This window comes from Chryseobacterium gambrini, assembly GCF_027920505.1.
Taxonomy (GTDB): Bacteria; Bacteroidota; Bacteroidia; order Flavobacteriales; family Weeksellaceae; genus Chryseobacterium; species Chryseobacterium gambrini.
This window is the reverse complement of record NZ_CP115857.1, coordinates 265783-283409: the sequence shown is the minus strand read 5'-3', so window position 1 is coordinate 283409 and position 17627 is coordinate 265783. Positions and strand designations below refer to the sequence as shown.

Sequence of the window (17627 nt, the reverse complement as noted above, 5' to 3'; positions counted from 1 at the left end):
GCTGTTTAACTTTCATATAACCAAACACGAAGTAAGGATAGTAACTGATCGATATCCACCGGTTTGGAGATATAATCTGACGCTCCTGCCGTGATGCACTTTTCACGCTCTCCGATCATGGATTTTGCGGTAATGGCAATAATCGGCAGTCTTTTGAACTTAGGCATTTTTCTGATTTCCTTGATCGCCTCGTAACCGTCGAGTTCGGGCATCATCATATCCATCAGAATCACATCTACATCAGGATTTTCTTTAATCTGCTGAATTGCATGGTTTCCGTCCATTGCGACAACAACTTCCACTTTGTATTTTTCAAGTGCTTTGGTAAGGGAGAAAATATTTCGGACATCATCATCGGTAATGAGTATTTTTTTACCGCTTAAAACTTCCGTAAGCGATCCCATTGTTTTGCTTCTTACGTTTTCAATGGAATTATTTTTCTCTTCAACCAGATGCAGGAACAATCCTACTTCATCCAGAATTCTCTGGTAAGAATGTGCTGTTTTTACAACGATGGAGTCTGCATACTGCTTTATTTTCAGTTCTTCGGATTTGGATAGATTTCTTTCGGTAAAGATGATGATCGGAAGATTCTCCAGTCCTTCATAACTTTTTATGGATTCTATAATTTCGTATTCGTTTCCTCTTGAAGCTCCGATGTCCAGAATGACGCAGTCTACATGATTTGCCGTTAAGGCTTTTACGCTGTCCTGCACGTTATTTTCTACCGACAAAGAAATATTGAAATTGCTGAGGAAATAAGACAGTGCACTTGCGTGTTTTGCGTTTTCTTCTACAATTAATACTTTCTGCGGACCTTTTTTAAGGGCTTCTTCAATCTTTCTGAAAACATCGGTCATCTGATCGAGCGCAACAGGTTTGCTGATGAAATCAATTGCACCTTTCATCAGACTTTCATTCTTTACATGAAGCGCAGACATCATGTGTACCGGAATGTGTTTTGTTTCAGGATTGGATTTTAAATCATCCATTACCTGCCATCCGTCTTTTACAGGAAGCTGAACATCCAGCAGAATTGCCTGCGGACGATATTCGAGCGCTGCGGCAAGACCGCGGTCTCCTCTTACTTCAATCACAGCTTTGTAGTTCTGTAAATGTGCATATTTCAGCAATGCTTTGGCGAAATTGGTATCATCTTCAATAATAAGAATGGTTTTATCGCCTTCCTGAATGGTATTTCTGTCGTCGTCCACATTTTCAGGGATTTGAAGGGTATTTACGACTTCCTTTTCTTGTGTTTGTTTTTCATCAAGAATATTCTGAATTTCTTCAACATCTTCACGGATGATTTCCACAAGATTCTGATCGTTCTCAACCTGAGGAACTTCCGGAACTGCTTTTACAGGAATACTTAAGCTGAATTCGCTTCCTTCATCCACTTTACTTTTTAAGGTAAGCTCTCCGCCTAATAATCTCGCAATTTCACGGCTGATGGACAATCCGAGACCTGTTCCCCCGAATTTTCGTCTTGTGGAACCGTCTGCCTGCTGAAATGCTTCAAAAATAATCTTCTGTTTGTCTTCCGCAATACCGATTCCCGTATCTTTTACGGAAAAGATGATAAAATCTGCTTTTTTAGGATCTTTTTTAATATTTAAATCGATGCTTCCTTTTGTAGTAAATTTTAGCGCATTCGATAATAGGTTTCTCAGAACCTGATCGACTCTTAAACGGTCGGTTTCAAGATTTTTCTGAACAGATTCGTCGATATTGATGTTAAACTGAAGATTTTTCTCCTGAAATACCGGATTGAAAAGGTCTTTTAAGTCTTTTACCACATCATTAATCACCACATCCTGATATTCCAAGGTCATTTTTCCGGATTCAATTTTTGCGAGATCCAGAATTTCATCAATTAAGGTTAATAAACTGCTTCCTGAGCTTTGTATTACTTTAGCCGATTCTATCTGATCTTCGTTAAGATTTTCATCCGGATTTTCCGCCATCAGCCTGGAAAGAAGAAGGATCGAGTTGAGTGGGGTACGCAATTCGTGGGACATATTTGCCAGAAACTCCGACTTATATTTTGTACTCAAAGCCAGTTCTTCTACTTTTTTCTGAATTTCATTGTTGCGCTCTGCAATCAAATGATTTTTTTCTTCCAACAGTCTTGAACGCTCTTCCAGCTCTGCATTTGCCTGCATCAGTTCTTCCTGCTGAACTTTCAGTTCTTCTTCTGAAGCCTGTAGTTTTTGGGTTTGCGCTTCGAGTTCGGTATTCAGATTTTCAAGCTCGGAATGCTGTACCTGCAATTCTTCCGACTGCGCCTGCGTTTCTTCCAGCAACTGCTGTTCTTTTTCACGGCCTTTTGCAGCGCTTAAGGCAATTCCTATGTTTCTGCTGCATTCCAGGAAATAATCGACTCTGTCTTTTTCAAAATTGGTTGTTGAACCTAATTCTAAAACTCCAATGATGAAACCGTCGGCAAAGATCGGGATCAGCATAATTCCGTAAATCTGGATCGTGCTGCTCGCAAACGTTACTACAAAATCATCTTCATGAAGATTATTGTACACCTGAGGTTTTTCGCTGATGAAAGTCTGCCCTATCATTCCTTCTCCCGGTTCGAAAATCTTTTTCATGTTGTTTTCCAGACCGAAAGCAACGTTTAGCTTCAGTAATCCTTCATCATAAAGATAGATAGAGCCATTGATGCAGTTTCCGTATTCTATTAACTGGTGCAGCGATTCTTTGGCAACGTCTTTTACCGATTTATTTCCTACCAAAGATTCGTTAAGTATGGCAAGACCTTTCTGTCTCCAGTCGCTTTTATTAATGGTATCGAAAGATAATTTCAGAGATTCCGTCATATTATTTAAAGACTCCACCAGTTCTCCAAGGTCATCTTCAGCATTATCCACTACCCTTTGGTTGTAATCTCCGTTGGCAATTCTGTTGGCAATCTGTTTGATCGCGATTACTCTTCTCGACATTTCCTGATCTTTTGCTTTCAGCATTTTTTCAAGTTTGTCTCTACGGATCAGGTCTGCTCTCAGTCTTACATAGAAAAATGCAGTAACCACAACTGCTGCAATTGAGGAAAATATAATGAAGAAAACGGTAGTTCGGGAAGATTTATTAAGATCTCTGGTTTTTACAGCAAGCTGATTTTCTTCATATTGAGAGAAATCTTTTACAATCTGTCTGCATCGGTCCATATACAGTTTACTTTCTTCAATCTGCTCCTGCGTCATCATGATGCCTCTTCTGCGGTTTTCTACAAAGAGCTTCATATTGGCAAGATTGGTCTCTACATTTTTTTCCAGAAGATCCAAAAGTCTTTTTTGGTGGGGATCTGTAATTTCCAGACTTCTTGCATATTCAAAGGTTTTTGAATACTCGGAAACGCTTCTTTTAAAAGGATCCAGAAAACTTTCCTGACCGGTAAGCTGATATCCTCTGTTTCCGGTTTCCGCATCAAGAACCGCAACCAGAATATCTTTTACCGCCGTTACAACACGTCTGCTTTTTCCCACGCTTTCACGATGGTTCATCTGATTCTGGATGCTGAAATAGGACGCCAATGAACTTGCAATAAGGATCAGGATGGAAAATCCTACCCCGAACTGAAGATTTCTTATAATTTTTTTCGGCATGGAAAATTAATTTAAAGGTAAAGTGAAATAAAATGTAGATCCTTCATCTACTTTGCTGGAAACCCCGATATTTCCATGGTGCTGCTTTATAATTTCTGAACAGATAAAGAGACCGATCCCCATTCCCTGAAACTGGAGTGAAGATTCTTCCACACGGTAAAATTTATTGAAAACAGCTTCCTGCTTAAAATCCGGAATTCCTATTCCGAAATCTGTAACACTTACTCTTACTTCCTGCTCTTCTTCGTCTACAAAAGTAGTTACAATCACCTGATTGTTTTGAGGTGAATATTTTATAGCGTTCGTTAAAAAGTTAATGAGAACCTGCTCGATACGGATTGCGTCCAGCGGAATAAGAATGTCGGGTTTAATTCCATCGCGCTTGATTTTCACTCTGCTTTCGTGCGTCTGCACAATTGTATCGATTGCGTTGCTGATCACGCTTTCAAGATTTACAGGTTTTTTAGTGATTTTCAGTTTTCCGTTTTCAATTTTGGAAACGTCAAGAAGGTCTGTAATTAAAGTGTTCAGTTTTTCGATCTGATCCTGTACTTTGGTCAGGAAACCGGCTTCTGCGCTTTCTTTATCGAGTTTTAATTTTCTTTCCAATAACTGTACATAAGCTTTAATGCTCGTTAAAGGAGTTTTGAGTTCATGGCTTGCAATACTCAGGAATTCATCCTTTTCTTTCTCCACTTTTTTCTGATCGTCGATATCTGTAAAGGTTCCTACCCAGTTTTTAATCGCGTTTTCTTCGTAGACGGGAGTTACGCGTAAAAGATGGTAGCGGAAATCGCCCGTTTCTCTATTTTTTATTCTGATTTCAAGATCCAGGGATTTTCCTTTCTTTCTGCATCGTTCAAATTCTTCCTGAATATTGTCATCATCCGGATGGGTCTCGGGAAAATTTTTCTCAGAATCTGAGTAATCATACCATTTACCATTTACAAAATCTACAATTCCGTTTTCATTAAGGGTAAAAGCAATCTGAGGAAGAGATTCAAGCATTAAGTGAAAATGATCAATCTGCGACTTCATAGTCACCTGAGATTCTCTTCTTCCTTTTACTTCGAGTTCCAGGCTCTGCTGCGTTTTTTTCATCGCAATATTCTGTTCCTGCAGGTTGTAGAAAGTTTTCACTTTCAGCATCAGAATTTCCGGATCCACCGGTTTTGTTACATAATCTTTCCCTCCGGAAGCGTAGCCGCGTGTGATAAATCTTTTCTCGGTATTTACAGCAGAAAGAAAAATAATAGGAACTTCTTTTGTTTTGCTGTATCCTGCTAAAGTTTCCGCCACTTCAAAGCCATCCATATCCGGCATTTGAACATCCAAAATAATCAGTGCGTAATCATTTTTTAAGGCCTTCATCAGCGCTTCTTCACCGGAATCTGCAGTATCTACCTGAAAATCTTTGGATTCGAGTAGTTTTTTGAGTGAATAGAGATTACTTTGGTTGTCATCAACAATTAAGATCATATAAACTTTAAATCAATAATTAATTATATTTACTTCAGCTTCAAAAATACTCACAATATTTCGAAAAACAGGAATTTTTTACCTATTATCAAAACACATACCACAATAGTGGAAAAAAATTTTGTGATGCTCATTTTTTTACAAAAAATTTTAAAAATTTTTTCTTTCTTCAATTCAGTGATTTAAGAGTAAAATTTTAACCACATACAACGTTTTTAGTTAAAATTTTAATTTAAAAAAATTATTCACGGCACAGTGTTTGAATACAGGATAGTAACACTTTTTCACTTAAATATATTTTTCAAAATTAACCCACGTTTTATTGCGTGGGTTTGTTTTATTGTTCTTATATTTGCATCGAATTTCTCATGTTTAATTTGAGTTTTCATGGTTATTAGTTTTTATCCCCGCCGAAAGTCGGGGATTTTTTTATGAATTTTATTCAGCCTGTTTCATTTTTTTTAAGTGGCTTATTTTCTGAATATTATTCTTAAAATTAACTATTATGTTGAAAAAAATAAAGATGATGGCACAACTTGTGATATAGATAAGACACACTTAAAATCATTAGATATGTCGATACAAATACAAGTTGCCCGATGCACGCAATGCAAAGGTTATACTTCCGCTGCCCCACTTGAACAGAAACATAATAATCATCCTGATATTATTGATCATTTTTTCTATCACGGAGAACCCGCGTTTACACTGGACCAGAAAACTTTTGAAAAATTCAGAAATTTAGAAAATACAGAAGTAACAGTAATGGATCTTCATGAGCATGAAAAAAATGACCATCAACATTGCAACTGTATAAAAAAGCCTGCTCAAAAGACAGCGCATTCTCAAAAAGAAATTTTCAGCCTGCCTAAAAATCCTTTTGCAGCTGAAAAACATGAAATGGATAACGAGATTTATTTTAAAGATCTGTATTACACGTATAATAATTTTCACGGCATAAGCTCTTCCAATCATTATGGGAATTCCGGTAGAAAATTCCGTTAATGCGATTATAATATTACAACCTAAATTTCTACATATCAAAGAAGTATTTAAGAGGGTAAGTTACAGACTTATGATCTTAAATACTTCTTTTGGTATTATGATGACTTAAAATCATTCGATTAAAAAATTAAATTCCTTTCTGTATTGCGAAGGACTTTTCTGAATGTATTCCTTAAAAGTTTTGTTGAAATAACTGAAGTTGTTGAAGCCCGATTCAAAACATACTTCTGTAATGCTCAAAGGCTGTTCTGCAAGAAGCTTTAACGAATGGGTAATTCTGTATTCGTTAACAAACTGTGTGAAGGTTTTATTGGTGATTTTTTTAAAGTAGCGGCAAAAAGAAGGCACTCTCATATTGGCAAGATCTGCAACCTGCTCTAAAGTGATCTGTTCTTTAAAATGATCTTTCACATAATTAAAAATAAGATTAATTCTTTCATTATCCTCCACCTGAGTCTGAAGGTAATATTTTCCGGCATTCAGAATTCTGTAATCCGGGGTTGAAGCCAAAGCATCCAGAATCTCCAGAAATTTCACCAGTTTTTCTAAGGATGAAGATTCGTGCATTGCTACAATTTTCTGTCCTATTTGTTTTTTGATATTTTCCGAAAAAACAATTCCTGCTTTTGATTTTTCCAGCAGAGCTGAAATTTTCTGCATTTCAGGAAGTTCAAAGAAATTTTCTCCCAAAAAATCAGGCTTGAACTGAATTACCATCTCATAATCGTTATTGGTATTTTCATTCGTCATTCCGCAGTGCGGCAGATTACTTCCCATAAGCACAAGATCTCCGTCGGAAAAGTAAGAAATATTACTTCCGATCTGTCTTTTTCCGGAACCTCCACAAACGAAAATCAGTTCAATTTCAGGATGATAATGCCATACATGAGACTTTATATTTTCGTTACGAAGAAATTTAAGACTTGTAAAACTACTTCCGATATTGGGTTTTACGGCTTCAAAAGCCGGATGGGAATGTTTCATAGCCAATAATTAAAATTCATATACAAAATTAACAAATATTAATCTATAAATAAAATTTAGAGTTAAAATAATACATAAATATGAAAATTATATGGTAGCATACTGTTTACCAAGCATCTAAATTTGCAATATAAATAACTGATAATAAAAATCTTATCATTATGAAAAAATTATTTCAATCCGTTTTTATAGCAGCTTTTTTATTTGTTTCTGCAGATGCAATGGCTAAAGACAAAGATTTTTCCCTTTCTTTCGGAACATCTACATCCAAAACGGTACGTTTTGAAGTGAGCAACGCCAAAAATATATCGTTGGTTATTTACAATGATTCTTATGGCGAACTTTATTCCGAAAGGCTTGAAAATGAAGATTCAGTGATAAAGACTTACAATCTGGAGGATTTGGCAGAGGGAACTTATTACCTTATTGCAGAATCTGAGCAAAAGATTGAAAAATATAAGATAAAGATTAGTGATGACAATAAGGCTGAAATTGAAAAAACGCCTTTTGCCATTATCAGCAAACCGGAATTTAGTATTTCTGATCATGTTGTTAAGCTGCACATTGCAAATCTGAAGAACAAGGTAAGAATTTCTGTAACAGACTATTCCGGAAACACTTATTATTCTTCAACAAAGGAAGGGGAAAATGGTGAGCTGAACATGACTTTTGATCTCGATCCTAAAACTGCAGATCAATACATCATCAGTATTGAAGAAAATGGCAATACATTTAACAGAACAATCGCTTTGAGATAAGAGATTCTATACATTCCCGTATTTATATCGGAATTAAAATTTTACGTACAATTAGTTTATTAAGGCAGCTTTTCTTTTTTAAATCACGGAGAAATGGCTGCCTTAATTTTTTTTAAAAATTATCTTACTGATACAAAGCCGTTTTTGAAATTTATACCAAAAACCTTAAAAATTATTTTGCAGAAAATAAAAATAGTTCTATATTTGCACCACTGAAAACAACGATATAATCGGAGTTTCTGGAGAGTTGGCAGAGTGGTCGATTGCGGCAGTCTTGAAAACTGTTGACTGTAACAGGTCCGGGGGTTCGAATCCCTCACTCTCCGCAAAAAAATCCTTCAAATTCAATTTGAAGGATTTTTTATTTAACTGTTTTCTGAAGAATTGGATTTCAATTTCAGGAACATATAAGCCAGACCTAATCCCAAACCTGCTAAAGCTGCAATTTTTGTTTTTCTTGATGGAACAGGAAGCATCGTCTCGCCATAAATTCGGTAAGGCTCTGAGGAAGGCTCTAGAATATTTCCGGAATCGGATGGGGCATTTTTCACTTTCATCATCAGTCTCATGACCGCTGAAGCTGTATTAATGACAGGTTTTGGAAATAACCCGTAAACGTTTTTCAGGAATGCTGAAGTGAAATCCGGAAATAAATCTTTTTTTGGACGTTTTGCCAATTCCACCATTTTAGCAGCTGTATCTCGCGGGTCTGCAGCAAAAGGAGGAACTTTAAAATCCAGCCCTGAATATTTTGCAGAGTGCATATTTCCTGTAGAACGCTGAATCTGCGGATAAAGATTACAGATATGGATCTGCGGAAAATCTGAAATTTCTCCATGAAGACACTCCATCATTCCCCTGATTCCGAATTTTGTAGAAGAGTAAACTGCACTGTAAGGAGCCGGCATAAATCCGCCTATAGAAACGTTATTGATTAAAATTCCTTCGTTCTGTTTTTTAAAGACCGGCAAAACACTGTAAGCTCCATGCATATACCCGAAAAGATTGGTTTTAATCACCTGTTCATTTACATCCATCGGAATTTCTTCAAATTTCCCACTGGACATTACTCCTGCATTATTTACCCAAATATCTATTCTGCCGTTAAACTGCAATGCTTTATTAGCTAAATTCTGAACATCACCCGCAATAGAAACATCTGTAGGAACAGCCATGGCGGAAACACCCAAATCCCTGCATAATGCTACCGTTTCGTCCAAAGCTTCTTTGCCTCTTGCTGCAACTACAATATTACACCCCTCCACAGCAAATGCTTCCGCAGCAGCTCTTCCTACTCCACTGCTTCCTCCGGTAATTACTACAGTTTTTCCTCTGATACTTTTTTGTTCATTATTAGAATTCATTTTGTGATGGTTTTGGTTAATTACCTATAATCAACCTATTATTATGCCATACCGAGTATAAATATCATTTAAATTCTTCTGTATTTATTAATTCCGAGATAAGAAATTAGATGCAGGATGTTATAAAATTTTTATACTATAAATTTTCGTTAATATTCTTAATTAATCTTAAATACAGGTTTTTCAGTATTTTCTTGGCACAATTTTTTAATACTACTAATTACTCATGTTTAATTTGAGTTTTCATGGTTATTAGTTTTTATCCTCAGATTCTCTCTGAGGATTTTTTTGATTTAAATCCCCGAATTTCCGGATAAAAGCAATAAAAAACAGACCTTTACAGATCTGTTCTTTAATAAATAATATGTCTCTTTAAATATGTTTACATAGCATAAGCTCCTTTGTTCTGAAAAACATTAATGACTTCTGTTTTGTTGTTAATAGTATTGTATATAACCTCAACGGTAAAATAAGAAACTTCATAAAGTACATATTTTACTGTATCCATTGTTCTTTCGCTCATGATACGTCCTTCATTCATCACGAAACTGCACTGTGCCTGATTTGGCAAATTTTTAAAATCGTAGTAAGAAATCATAGCTTTGTTTTTTAATAGTTTCAAATAGAGATACACAATTTCTTTGCCAATTTTCTTCAATAAAGTTAAATTCTTAAAATTTAGATAAAAATACACCAATACAGTGATTATATTCACAATAAATATTATTCAATCTTTGATGGTCATAAATAATCATCATATCAAAAATTCTTTGCTTAAACGGTTAAATTTATTGTCTCGAAATGATAATTTATTAAATAAACCAACTATCTTTAAACTTTAATATATATGAATTTATGATAAATGATGCTAAAACGGGCAGCAGAAACTATACTGTTCCGTTGATTACCATTACACTATTGTTTTTTATGTGGGGATTCATCACCTGTATGAACGACATTCTTATCCCTTATCTGAAACAGCTTTTTAAGCTTACTTTCTTTGAATCTATGCTCGTACAGTTCTGCTTTTTCGGAGCTTACTTCATCGGTTCACTGATTTATTTCCTCATCTCCACCACAAAAGGAGATCCTATTGACAAAGTGGGTTACAAAAAAGGAATCATTTTCGGGATTTTTCTTGCCGCTTTAGGATGTGTACTTTTCTACCCTGCTGCAAGTTTTTCTTCGTACGGATTATTTTTGGGAGCTTTATTTATTTTAGGGTTAGGATTTACCGTTTTGCAGATTACGGCAAATGCTTACGTTTCGCTTTTGGGTCCGGAAGAATCTGCATCCAGCCGTCTGAACATGACGCAGGCGTTCAATGCCTTCGGAACCACAATTGCTCCGGTTTTAGGCGGACATTTAATTTTTGAATTGTTTTCCGCTCCGGACGGATCTTTCAGTGCAGCGGCAACGAAAATTCCTTATCTCATTTTTGCAGCAATTCTGCTTTTGGTAGCTTTGCTTATTTCAAGAGTTAAACTTCCGGACTTTCAGGTAAAAGGGGAAGAAATTGTAAAAGGATTCGGAGCTTTGCAGCACAACCATCTGAAATTTGGAGTTCTTACCATGTTCTGTTACGTAGGAGGCGAAGTTGCAGTGGGAAGTTTCATCATTAGTTTTCTGGAGCAGCCACAGGTGATGAATCTTTCCGAAGTGGTAAGCAAAAATTATCTTTCCCTGTATTGGGGAGGCGCGATGATCGGAAGATTTTTAGGTGCAATTTCCCTTAATCAGTCAATCAGTCAGGCAAAAAAAGCTTTATATATGTTGGGAGCGGCTATCGCTGTATTTTTGGTTATTTTCAGCATTGTAGATCTTAGTTTTTCTCAGATCAGCTTCTTTTTAGTTTTTATTGCCTTAAATTTTATCGCGTTTTTTATCGGAAAATCTGCTCCGGCAAGAACCTTATCTATATTTGCGGGAGTTAATGTTCTGTTATTGATTTCTGCAATGTTTAATCATGGCGAACTGGCAATGTACAGCATTCTGGGAATCGGAATCTTTAACTCAATCATGTTCTCAAATATCTACACTCTCGCTATTTCAGGATTGGGAAAATACACAAGTCAGGGTTCTTCTCTGGTGGTTATGGCAATTCTGGGAGGCGCTATTGTTCCTGTTTTTCAGGGATATTTAGCCGATATTTTCGGGGTTCAGCATTCTTTCATCATTCCTGTATTCTGTTATATTGTAATCCTGATCTTCGGAGCTTATTGTACGAAGTATTTGAGTCACGTAAAGCAGGAGGAAAGCACAAAAGCCGGACATTAAATTTTCAGTTTTAAAATAAAAAAACCTGCTTTTACAGCAGGTTTTATTTTTATCTTATATAATCAGTTCCTTAGTATCGGTGTAATAAATAATAGGCTCATCTTCAGACCTTGCTCCTTTTTTAGACAGAGATTCAAGATGGATAATCTTAAATTTTTTGGGCTTATAAATTTTTAATTCATTTTTATTTTCATCTACTATTACTTTTTCAGCATCATCAAAATTTATATAAAGTGATACTACAGAGACATTCCCTGTATAAACTGTTACTTTTTCCTGAGTATTTCTCTTAATATTTTCACTCTTAAATTTCAGAGTATCATCGCCGGAATTGTGCTGAGAAAAAACTTTCTGCGAACAAAGCAACATTAAAAACACTCCAGTAATCTGTATTTTTTTTATCATATCCATTTGAGTTTAAACTTTATATTAAACAAAACTAAATAAAAAAATTACAGCTTAAAGAATTATAACATTTTTTAAGAAATCACATCACAATCAGCCAAAAACTTCTGTAAAGTAATTTGTGGATTTTAAAATCATGATCCAATTATTAAAAATTTCATGTTGTTATCGTACTTAAATAAAACAGAAATATATTATTTAAATACCCTCCAATCCTACTATTCATCAGGAATTTCAAATTTACACAGTTTTAATAAGTTGAATTTATTGATCTGTAAAATCTGTATAACTCCAAAAAAATCAACACAAAACAATCAGAAAAACCCACCCACAAAGGATTACCGTTGAGATATTAATTAAAATATTTCATTATGTAAAGAAAAAATTCTACTTTTAATCAGAATTTTTAACAAATATCATGATGGTCAGAATTTTCCTTGTGGATGACGATCCCTTCTTCGGAGAAATGCTTAAATATCATCTTCAGCTTAATCCTGATTATGAAGTTTTTCTTTACAGTTCCGGCAAAGAATGCCTTTCCGAGCTTTACCGGAATCCTGACATCATCTGTATAGACTTTGGTTTACCGGATATTCAGGGAGATGATCTTTTCAAACAGATCAAAACGCTTTATCCGGATCTGCCGATCATTGTAATCAGCGGTCAGGAAAACATTTCCGTAGCCATTGATTTCCTGAAGCAGGGTGCAAAAGATTACATCGTAAAAAACGAACACACCAAAGAACTTCTGTGGAGCTCCATTATCCGCCTGAGAGAAAATATCTCGCTAAAACAGGAAGTTGAAGAACTGAAGGATGAACTCGAAAAAAAATACAGCTTTGAGAAAACAATTATCGGACAGAGTGAATCCATCAAAAGCATATTCTCAAAAATCAATAAAGCTCTGAAATCCAATATCAATGTCTCTGTAACCGGAGAAACAGGAACCGGGAAAGAAGTGGTTGCAAGAGCAATACATTATCATTCTTCCAGAAAAAACAAGCCTTTTGTTGCCGTAAACATGGCAGCAATCCCCAAAGATCTGGTGGAAAGTGAATTTTTCGGTCATGAAAAAGGAGCATTTACAGGAGCAACAGATAAATCGGTCGGAAAATTTGAACAGGCAAACGGAGGAACTATTTTTCTGGATGAGATCGCAGAACTCGATCTCAACCTTCAAAGCAAGCTTCTCCGGGCGTTGCAGGAAAGAGAAATTACAAGAGTCGGCGGAACCCAGAAAATAAAACTGGACGTAAGACTCATTATTGCGACCCACAAAAATCTAGCAAATGAAGTAAAGAAAGGAAACTTCAGAGAAGATCTTTATTACAGGGTTATCGGTCTTCCGATAGAATTACCTCCGCTCAGAGAAAGAGATCAGGACACTTTAATTCTTGCCAAACATTTTATTGATCTTTTTGCCAAAGAAAACAAAACCAAACCCCTGATTTTAGCTTCCGATGCAAGAAAAAAACTCATGAAATACAGCTTTCCGGGAAATATCCGAGAACTTAAATCCGTTATCGATCTTGCCTGTGTAATGGCAGAAAGCAATGAAATAACTGCGGATGACATCAGCTTTTACAGCCTTGAAAAAGAATCCGAAGTTTTCCTTTCCGAGCAAAAAACATTGAAACAGTATACAACAGACATTATTCTTCACTTTCTGAGAGAAAATAACAATGACGTCATTAAAACAGCTAAAATATTAGACATCGGAAAATCAACCGTTTATAATCTTATTAACAGCGTAGACCTTAAAAAAACTAAATAATACATGAAAGTCGCTAAACTACTTTTTGCCGACGGAATCTGGAAATCTGAAATAAATGATGAAAATCTGGACTATCAGAAAGCTCAGCTTGTTTTGGGATACGGTTGCCGGAATACCCTTGAAAACCCTGATTTTTTTGAGGTAATGAAAGCAAAATTTCCAGATGCAGAAATTGCCTTATCTTCTTCATCAGGAGAAATTTTCTGCAATGAAGTTTTTGATGAAACCGTAACAGTTACCGCCATTGAATTTTCTTCATCTTACATCAAAACACAGCAGATTGATATTAATGATTTTCAGAACAGTTATGAAGCTGGAAAAGCACTTTTAAAAAATCTTTGTCACGAAAATCTCAGGTGGGTATTTGTACTTTCGGACGGAAGTAAAGTAAATGGAAGCCAACTGGTAAAAGGACTCAATGAAGGGCGTCCCGAAGGAGTTTTAATTTCCGGCGGATTGGCAGGTGACGGAGATCGTTTTGAGAAAACCGTTGTCGGTCTTAATGAAGTTCCCGTATGCAATAAAATCGTTGCCATTGGCTTCTATGGTGAAAAATTAGAGCTTTCTCACGCATCATTCGGAGGCTGGGAAAGTTTCGGACTGGAAAGAACCGTTACAAAATCCCAAAACAACATCCTCGTAGAAATAGACAATAAAAATGCTTTAGATCTCTATAAAAATTATCTGGGTAAATACGCAGAAGAACTTCCAAGTTCTGCCCTGCTCTTTCCGTTATCTTTAAAACTCGACGAAAATTCTGCTCCGGTGGTAAGAACAATTCTCTCCATTAATGAAAAAAGCAATATGATGATTTTTGCGGGAGATCTGCCGGAAGGAAGCCGCGTACGATTTATGAAAGCCAATCTGGACCGTCTCATCGATGCAGCAAATGATGCTGCGCATGGATGCCTTCAGATGAATCCGGACCCAAAGCTGGCAATTATTGTAAGCTGTGTGGGAAGAAAAATGGTGTTGGGAGAACGGGTTTCCGAAGAAGTAGAGATTGTAAGAGACGTTTTAGGCACCAAGACCGCTCTTAACGGCTTCTATTCTTACGGTGAAATTTCTCCGGTTAAACCTTTCGGGGAATGCGCGCTTCATAATCAGACCATTACCATAACCACTGTAAATGAAACGGAATAACCATGGAAACCGACTTGCACAATTTACTCAGCAGACAGATCAAAAAATATCTGACGGAAGATTTCAAAAATCATCCGCAGTTTAACAATTTCATTAACGCAGTCAACGATTCCTATAAATCTTTTGAACGGGACAAGGAGTTAACCGATCATGCATTCAGACAGAGCGAAAAAGAATACAAAGAGCTGTTTAATGATCTGAAAAAAGAAAATGAACTCAAACAGGAATCCATTTCAAGCCTTTATGAATCTTTAAGCCTATTGGATTCTGCTTTTGATACCAAAAAAAATAAAGACCTTAAAGAACTTTCCTTATACCTCGCCGAACAGCTTAAAGAAAGAAAAAGAGCGCAGGACAATATAAAACGTCAGGAAGAAAAATACCGCAATATTATAGCGAATATGAATCTCGGACTTATTGAGGTGGATAATGACGAGATTGTACGGTATGCCAACCAAAGCTTCTGCAACGTTTCGGGTTTTGAACTGGATGAAATTATTGGTAAAAATCCTTCACAACTTTTCGTGCAGGGAGAAGCCAATCTAGAATTTATACAGGAACAGATCGAGCTGAGGGAGAAAGGAATTTCCAGTGTTTATCAGCTTCCGATAAAAAATAAAAGAGGTGAACTGAGATGGTGGGCAATCAGCGGTGCACCAAATTATGACGATCATGGAAATCTTCTAGGCTCCATAGGAATTCATCTCGATATCACCGATCAGAAAAAACTGGAAGAAGATCTCAAGCAGGAAAAATCTAAAGCTATTGAAGCTTCTAAAGCAAAAGAAGTCTTTTTAGCCAATATGAGCCATGAGATCAGAACACCGCTGAACGCGATCATAGGTTTTCTCAGAGAGCTTAAAAGACTGGATCTCACAACCACACAGAGCCAGTTTGTAGAAAACAGCTTCAACGCGGCACAGCATCTTTTGTCGATTATCAATAACATCCTCGATATTTCCAAAATAGAATCCGGTGAGATGTCTCTGGATAACACCGTTTTCTCACTGAAAGAATGCATCAGTAACATCATCAGTATTCTTCAGCCTAAAGCAAGACAGAAAAAAATACTGTTGAAAGCCAAATTTTCAGATGATCTTTTCTCTGAATTTAAAGCCGATGCGCTCAAAATAAAACAGATCTTATACAACATCATCGGAAACTCTCTCAAATTCACCAATGTCGGCGAAATATGCCTGGAATGCAACGTCAGGAAGGATTTTCCCGACCATCAGAATCTTGAAATCCGCATCACCGACACCGGAATCGGGATGAGTGAAGATTATGTAAAGCAGATCTTTAAAAAATTCAATCAGGAAGACAGTTCTATTTCGAGAAAATATGGCGGAACCGGTCTTGGTATGGCAATTACACGGGAACTGATTTATCTGATGAAAGGAGAAATAAAGATTAAAAGTAAAAAAAATGTAGGAACAGAGATCAGCATTTTTCTGGATATGACTAAAAGCATCGGAAAATCGGAATCCAAAAACATCGAAGTGAAAGAGCACATTTCCATTGAGGGAACACGCGTTTTGCTTGTGGAAGACAACGAACTTAATCAGCTTGTTGCAGAAAATTCTCTGACGCATTTCGGATGCGAAGTGACAAAAGCAGACAACGGAAAAATAGCCGTGGATATTCTTTCAAAAGAGCAGTTTGATATTATTCTGATGGATATTCAGATGCCTGAACTGGACGGGATAGAAGCCACTAAAATTTTAAGAAAAGACTTCAGACTTACCACTCCTATCATTGCGCTTACCGCCAATGCTTTCAAAACAGAAATAGACAACTGCATTGCTGCAGGAATGAACAGCTACATCACCAAACCTTTTGACGAGGACGAACTGCTGAAAATCATTTATAAAAATATTAAAATGCAAAATACATCAAAAACCGATAATCCGGAAGAAGAAAAAATTCTTTATGATCTCAAAAACATTCAGGCTTTAAGCCGCGGAAATGATGATTTTATTCAAAAAATGCTGTCCATATTCATCACGCAGACACAGGAAACCATTCCCATGGTGGAAAAAGCTTTTGAAGAGAAAAATTATGCCGAAATAGCACGCCTCATTCACAGGATAAAACCAAGTATTGAAGGTGTGGGAATCTACTCCATCAAAGAAACCGTAAAAGATCTTGAAGTAAAATCCAAAGAGCAGCAGACCGATTTCCCTGAACTGTACACTATGTTTCTGGAAGTAAAGGAAACACTCTTCAAGACAATAAAACAACTGGAACGGGAAATTAGATAAACCCTTTCCAAAATAAAGAGATTTTCCATATTTTGGAATTAAAAAAATAATTAATGTATTGATTTTCAAATAATTAAATAAAGGCACAGTAATCGCGTTATTCTATTCAAATAAAAAAGATGGAAACAAATAACAAAAATTTAAAGTTTTTTATTGTAGATGACGACAGATTTTGCGCCACCGTTTATGAGCAGTACCTGAAAAACAATCATTATGAAGATATTTCCTCATTCAGCAGCGGAGAAGAATGTCTGGATGAGCTTTACCAGAAACCCGATATCATTTTCCTGGATCACAATATGGAAGATCTTAACGGTTTCGAGGTTTTAAAAAAGATAAAAAGATACGATCCGAATATTTACGTTATCATGGTTTCTGCACAGGAAAATATAGACACTGCGGTGAATGCCCTGAAATACGGCGCTTTCGACTATATTGTAAAAGATGCCAATGTATGCGAAAAAATGACGGAGACCATAGAAAAAATATTAAAAATTAAAGAAGAAATGTCTCAGAACCAGCGTAAAGGTTTTAGAAAATTCTTTTCAGTTTTATTTTAG

General features: G+C 36.2%; 13 protein-coding genes and 1 tRNA gene. 8 read left to right on the top strand and 6 right to left on the bottom strand.

The genetic code is table 11. The annotated features are described in order from the left end of the window. Positions 1-5 precede the first annotated feature (5 nt). Positions 6-3617 (bottom strand): response regulator, encoded by a 3612-nt coding sequence (locus PFY09_RS01185; RefSeq protein WP_271161133.1) that lies wholly within the window; start codon positions 3615-3617, stop codon positions 6-8. Positions 3618-3623: 6 nt separating this feature from the next. Further along, positions 3624-5096: a hybrid sensor histidine kinase/response regulator gene (locus PFY09_RS01180; RefSeq protein ID WP_256040594.1), complete on the bottom strand. Its 1473-nt coding sequence runs from the start codon at positions 5094-5096 to the stop codon at positions 3624-3626. A gap of 573 nt (positions 5097-5669) precedes the next feature. On the opposite strand from PFY09_RS01180, the gene PFY09_RS01175 reads away from it, so the two are divergent. Then, positions 5670-6101 (top strand): hypothetical protein, encoded by a 432-nt coding sequence (locus tag PFY09_RS01175; RefSeq protein ID WP_123906936.1) that lies wholly within the window; start codon positions 5670-5672, stop codon positions 6099-6101. A 111-nt stretch (positions 6102-6212) separates the two neighbouring features. On the opposite strand, the gene PFY09_RS01170 is transcribed toward PFY09_RS01175, so the two are convergent. Further along, positions 6213-7085 (bottom strand): AraC family transcriptional regulator, encoded by an 873-nt coding sequence (locus PFY09_RS01170; protein ID WP_076390460.1) that lies wholly within the window; start codon positions 7083-7085, stop codon positions 6213-6215. A 161-nt stretch (positions 7086-7246) separates the two neighbouring features. Here PFY09_RS01170 and PFY09_RS01165 point away from each other — a divergent pair, with 161 nt between their 5' ends. Both PFY09_RS01165 and PFY09_RS01160 read left to right on the top strand, forming a co-directional pair. Then, positions 7247-7843, top strand: coding sequence for a hypothetical protein (locus PFY09_RS01165; RefSeq protein ID WP_108408607.1), 597 nt, complete (start codon positions 7247-7249; stop codon positions 7841-7843). 241 nt (positions 7844-8084) lie between these two features. Beyond that, positions 8085-8169, top strand: a tRNA-Ser gene (locus tag PFY09_RS01160). A 39-nt stretch (positions 8170-8208) separates the two neighbouring features. On the opposite strand, the gene PFY09_RS01155 is transcribed toward PFY09_RS01160, so the two are convergent. Both PFY09_RS01155 and PFY09_RS01150 read right to left on the bottom strand, forming a co-directional pair. Further along, positions 8209-9207: an SDR family oxidoreductase gene (locus PFY09_RS01155; RefSeq protein ID WP_271161132.1), complete on the bottom strand. Its 999-nt coding sequence runs from the start codon at positions 9205-9207 to the stop codon at positions 8209-8211. 382 nt (positions 9208-9589) lie between these two features. Continuing rightward, positions 9590-9805 (bottom strand): hypothetical protein, encoded by a 216-nt coding sequence (locus tag PFY09_RS01150; RefSeq protein WP_076390494.1) that lies wholly within the window; start codon positions 9803-9805, stop codon positions 9590-9592. A gap of 257 nt (positions 9806-10062) precedes the next feature. On the opposite strand from PFY09_RS01150, the gene PFY09_RS01145 reads away from it, so the two are divergent. Continuing rightward, on the top strand, positions 10063-11484 hold the full coding sequence (locus PFY09_RS01145) for a sugar MFS transporter (protein ID WP_271161131.1): 1422 nt from the start codon (positions 10063-10065) through the stop codon (positions 11482-11484). A 54-nt stretch (positions 11485-11538) separates the two neighbouring features. Here PFY09_RS01145 and PFY09_RS01140 read toward each other — a convergent pair whose 3' ends face one another. Beyond that, positions 11539-11889, bottom strand: coding sequence for a hypothetical protein (locus PFY09_RS01140; RefSeq protein WP_271161130.1), 351 nt, complete (start codon positions 11887-11889; stop codon positions 11539-11541). Between the two features lie 418 nt (positions 11890-12307). Between PFY09_RS01140 and PFY09_RS01135 the strand changes: the two genes are divergently transcribed. The 4 genes from PFY09_RS01135 (at position 12308) to PFY09_RS01120 (ending at position 17627) form a co-directional block, all read left to right on the top strand. Continuing rightward, a complete protein-coding gene (locus PFY09_RS01135) occupies positions 12308-13663 on the top strand; it encodes a sigma-54-dependent transcriptional regulator (protein WP_271161129.1) in 1356 nt (451 codons plus the stop codon). Positions 13664-13666: 3 nt separating this feature from the next. Beyond that, the gene (locus PFY09_RS01130; protein ID WP_271161128.1) at positions 13667-14806 is read left to right on the top strand and encodes an FIST signal transduction protein; all 1140 of its coding nucleotides are present in this window, start codon (positions 13667-13669) and stop codon (positions 14804-14806) included. Positions 14807-14808: 2 nt separating this feature from the next. Then, complete coding sequence (locus PFY09_RS01125; RefSeq protein WP_271161127.1) at positions 14809-17067, top strand: PAS domain-containing hybrid sensor histidine kinase/response regulator; 2259 nt, start codon at positions 14809-14811, stop codon at positions 17065-17067. Between the two features lie 119 nt (positions 17068-17186). After that, the gene (locus tag PFY09_RS01120; protein ID WP_076390500.1) at positions 17187-17627 is read left to right on the top strand and encodes a response regulator; all 441 of its coding nucleotides are present in this window, start codon (positions 17187-17189) and stop codon (positions 17625-17627) included.

Coding starts and splice junctions, on each gene's coding strand:
- PFY09_RS01185 (WP_271161133.1), bottom strand. CDS start 3,617: ATGCCGAAAAAAATTATAAGAAATCTTCAGTTCGGGGTAGGATTTTCC.
- PFY09_RS01170 (WP_076390460.1), bottom strand. CDS start 7,085: ATGAAACATTCCCATCCGGCTTTTGAAGCCGTAAAACCCAATATCGGA.
- PFY09_RS01125 (WP_271161127.1), top strand. CDS start 14,809: ATGGAAACCGACTTGCACAATTTACTCAGCAGACAGATCAAAAAATAT.
- PFY09_RS01140 (WP_271161130.1), bottom strand. CDS start 11,889: ATGATAAAAAAAATACAGATTACTGGAGTGTTTTTAATGTTGCTTTGT.
- PFY09_RS01175 (WP_123906936.1), top strand. CDS start 5,670: ATGTCGATACAAATACAAGTTGCCCGATGCACGCAATGCAAAGGTTAT.
- PFY09_RS01150 (WP_076390494.1), bottom strand. CDS start 9,805: ATGATTTCTTACTACGATTTTAAAAATTTGCCAAATCAGGCACAGTGC.
- PFY09_RS01120 (WP_076390500.1), top strand. CDS start 17,187: ATGGAAACAAATAACAAAAATTTAAAGTTTTTTATTGTAGATGACGAC.
- PFY09_RS01130 (WP_271161128.1), top strand. CDS start 13,667: ATGAAAGTCGCTAAACTACTTTTTGCCGACGGAATCTGGAAATCTGAA.
- PFY09_RS01180 (WP_256040594.1), bottom strand. CDS start 5,096: ATGATCTTAATTGTTGATGACAACCAAAGTAATCTCTATTCACTCAAA.
- PFY09_RS01155 (WP_271161132.1), bottom strand. CDS start 9,207: ATGAATTCTAATAATGAACAAAAAAGTATCAGAGGAAAAACTGTAGTA.
- PFY09_RS01145 (WP_271161131.1), top strand. CDS start 10,063: ATGATAAATGATGCTAAAACGGGCAGCAGAAACTATACTGTTCCGTTG.
- PFY09_RS01165 (WP_108408607.1), top strand. CDS start 7,247: ATGAAAAAATTATTTCAATCCGTTTTTATAGCAGCTTTTTTATTTGTT.
- PFY09_RS01135 (WP_271161129.1), top strand. CDS start 12,308: ATGATGGTCAGAATTTTCCTTGTGGATGACGATCCCTTCTTCGGAGAA.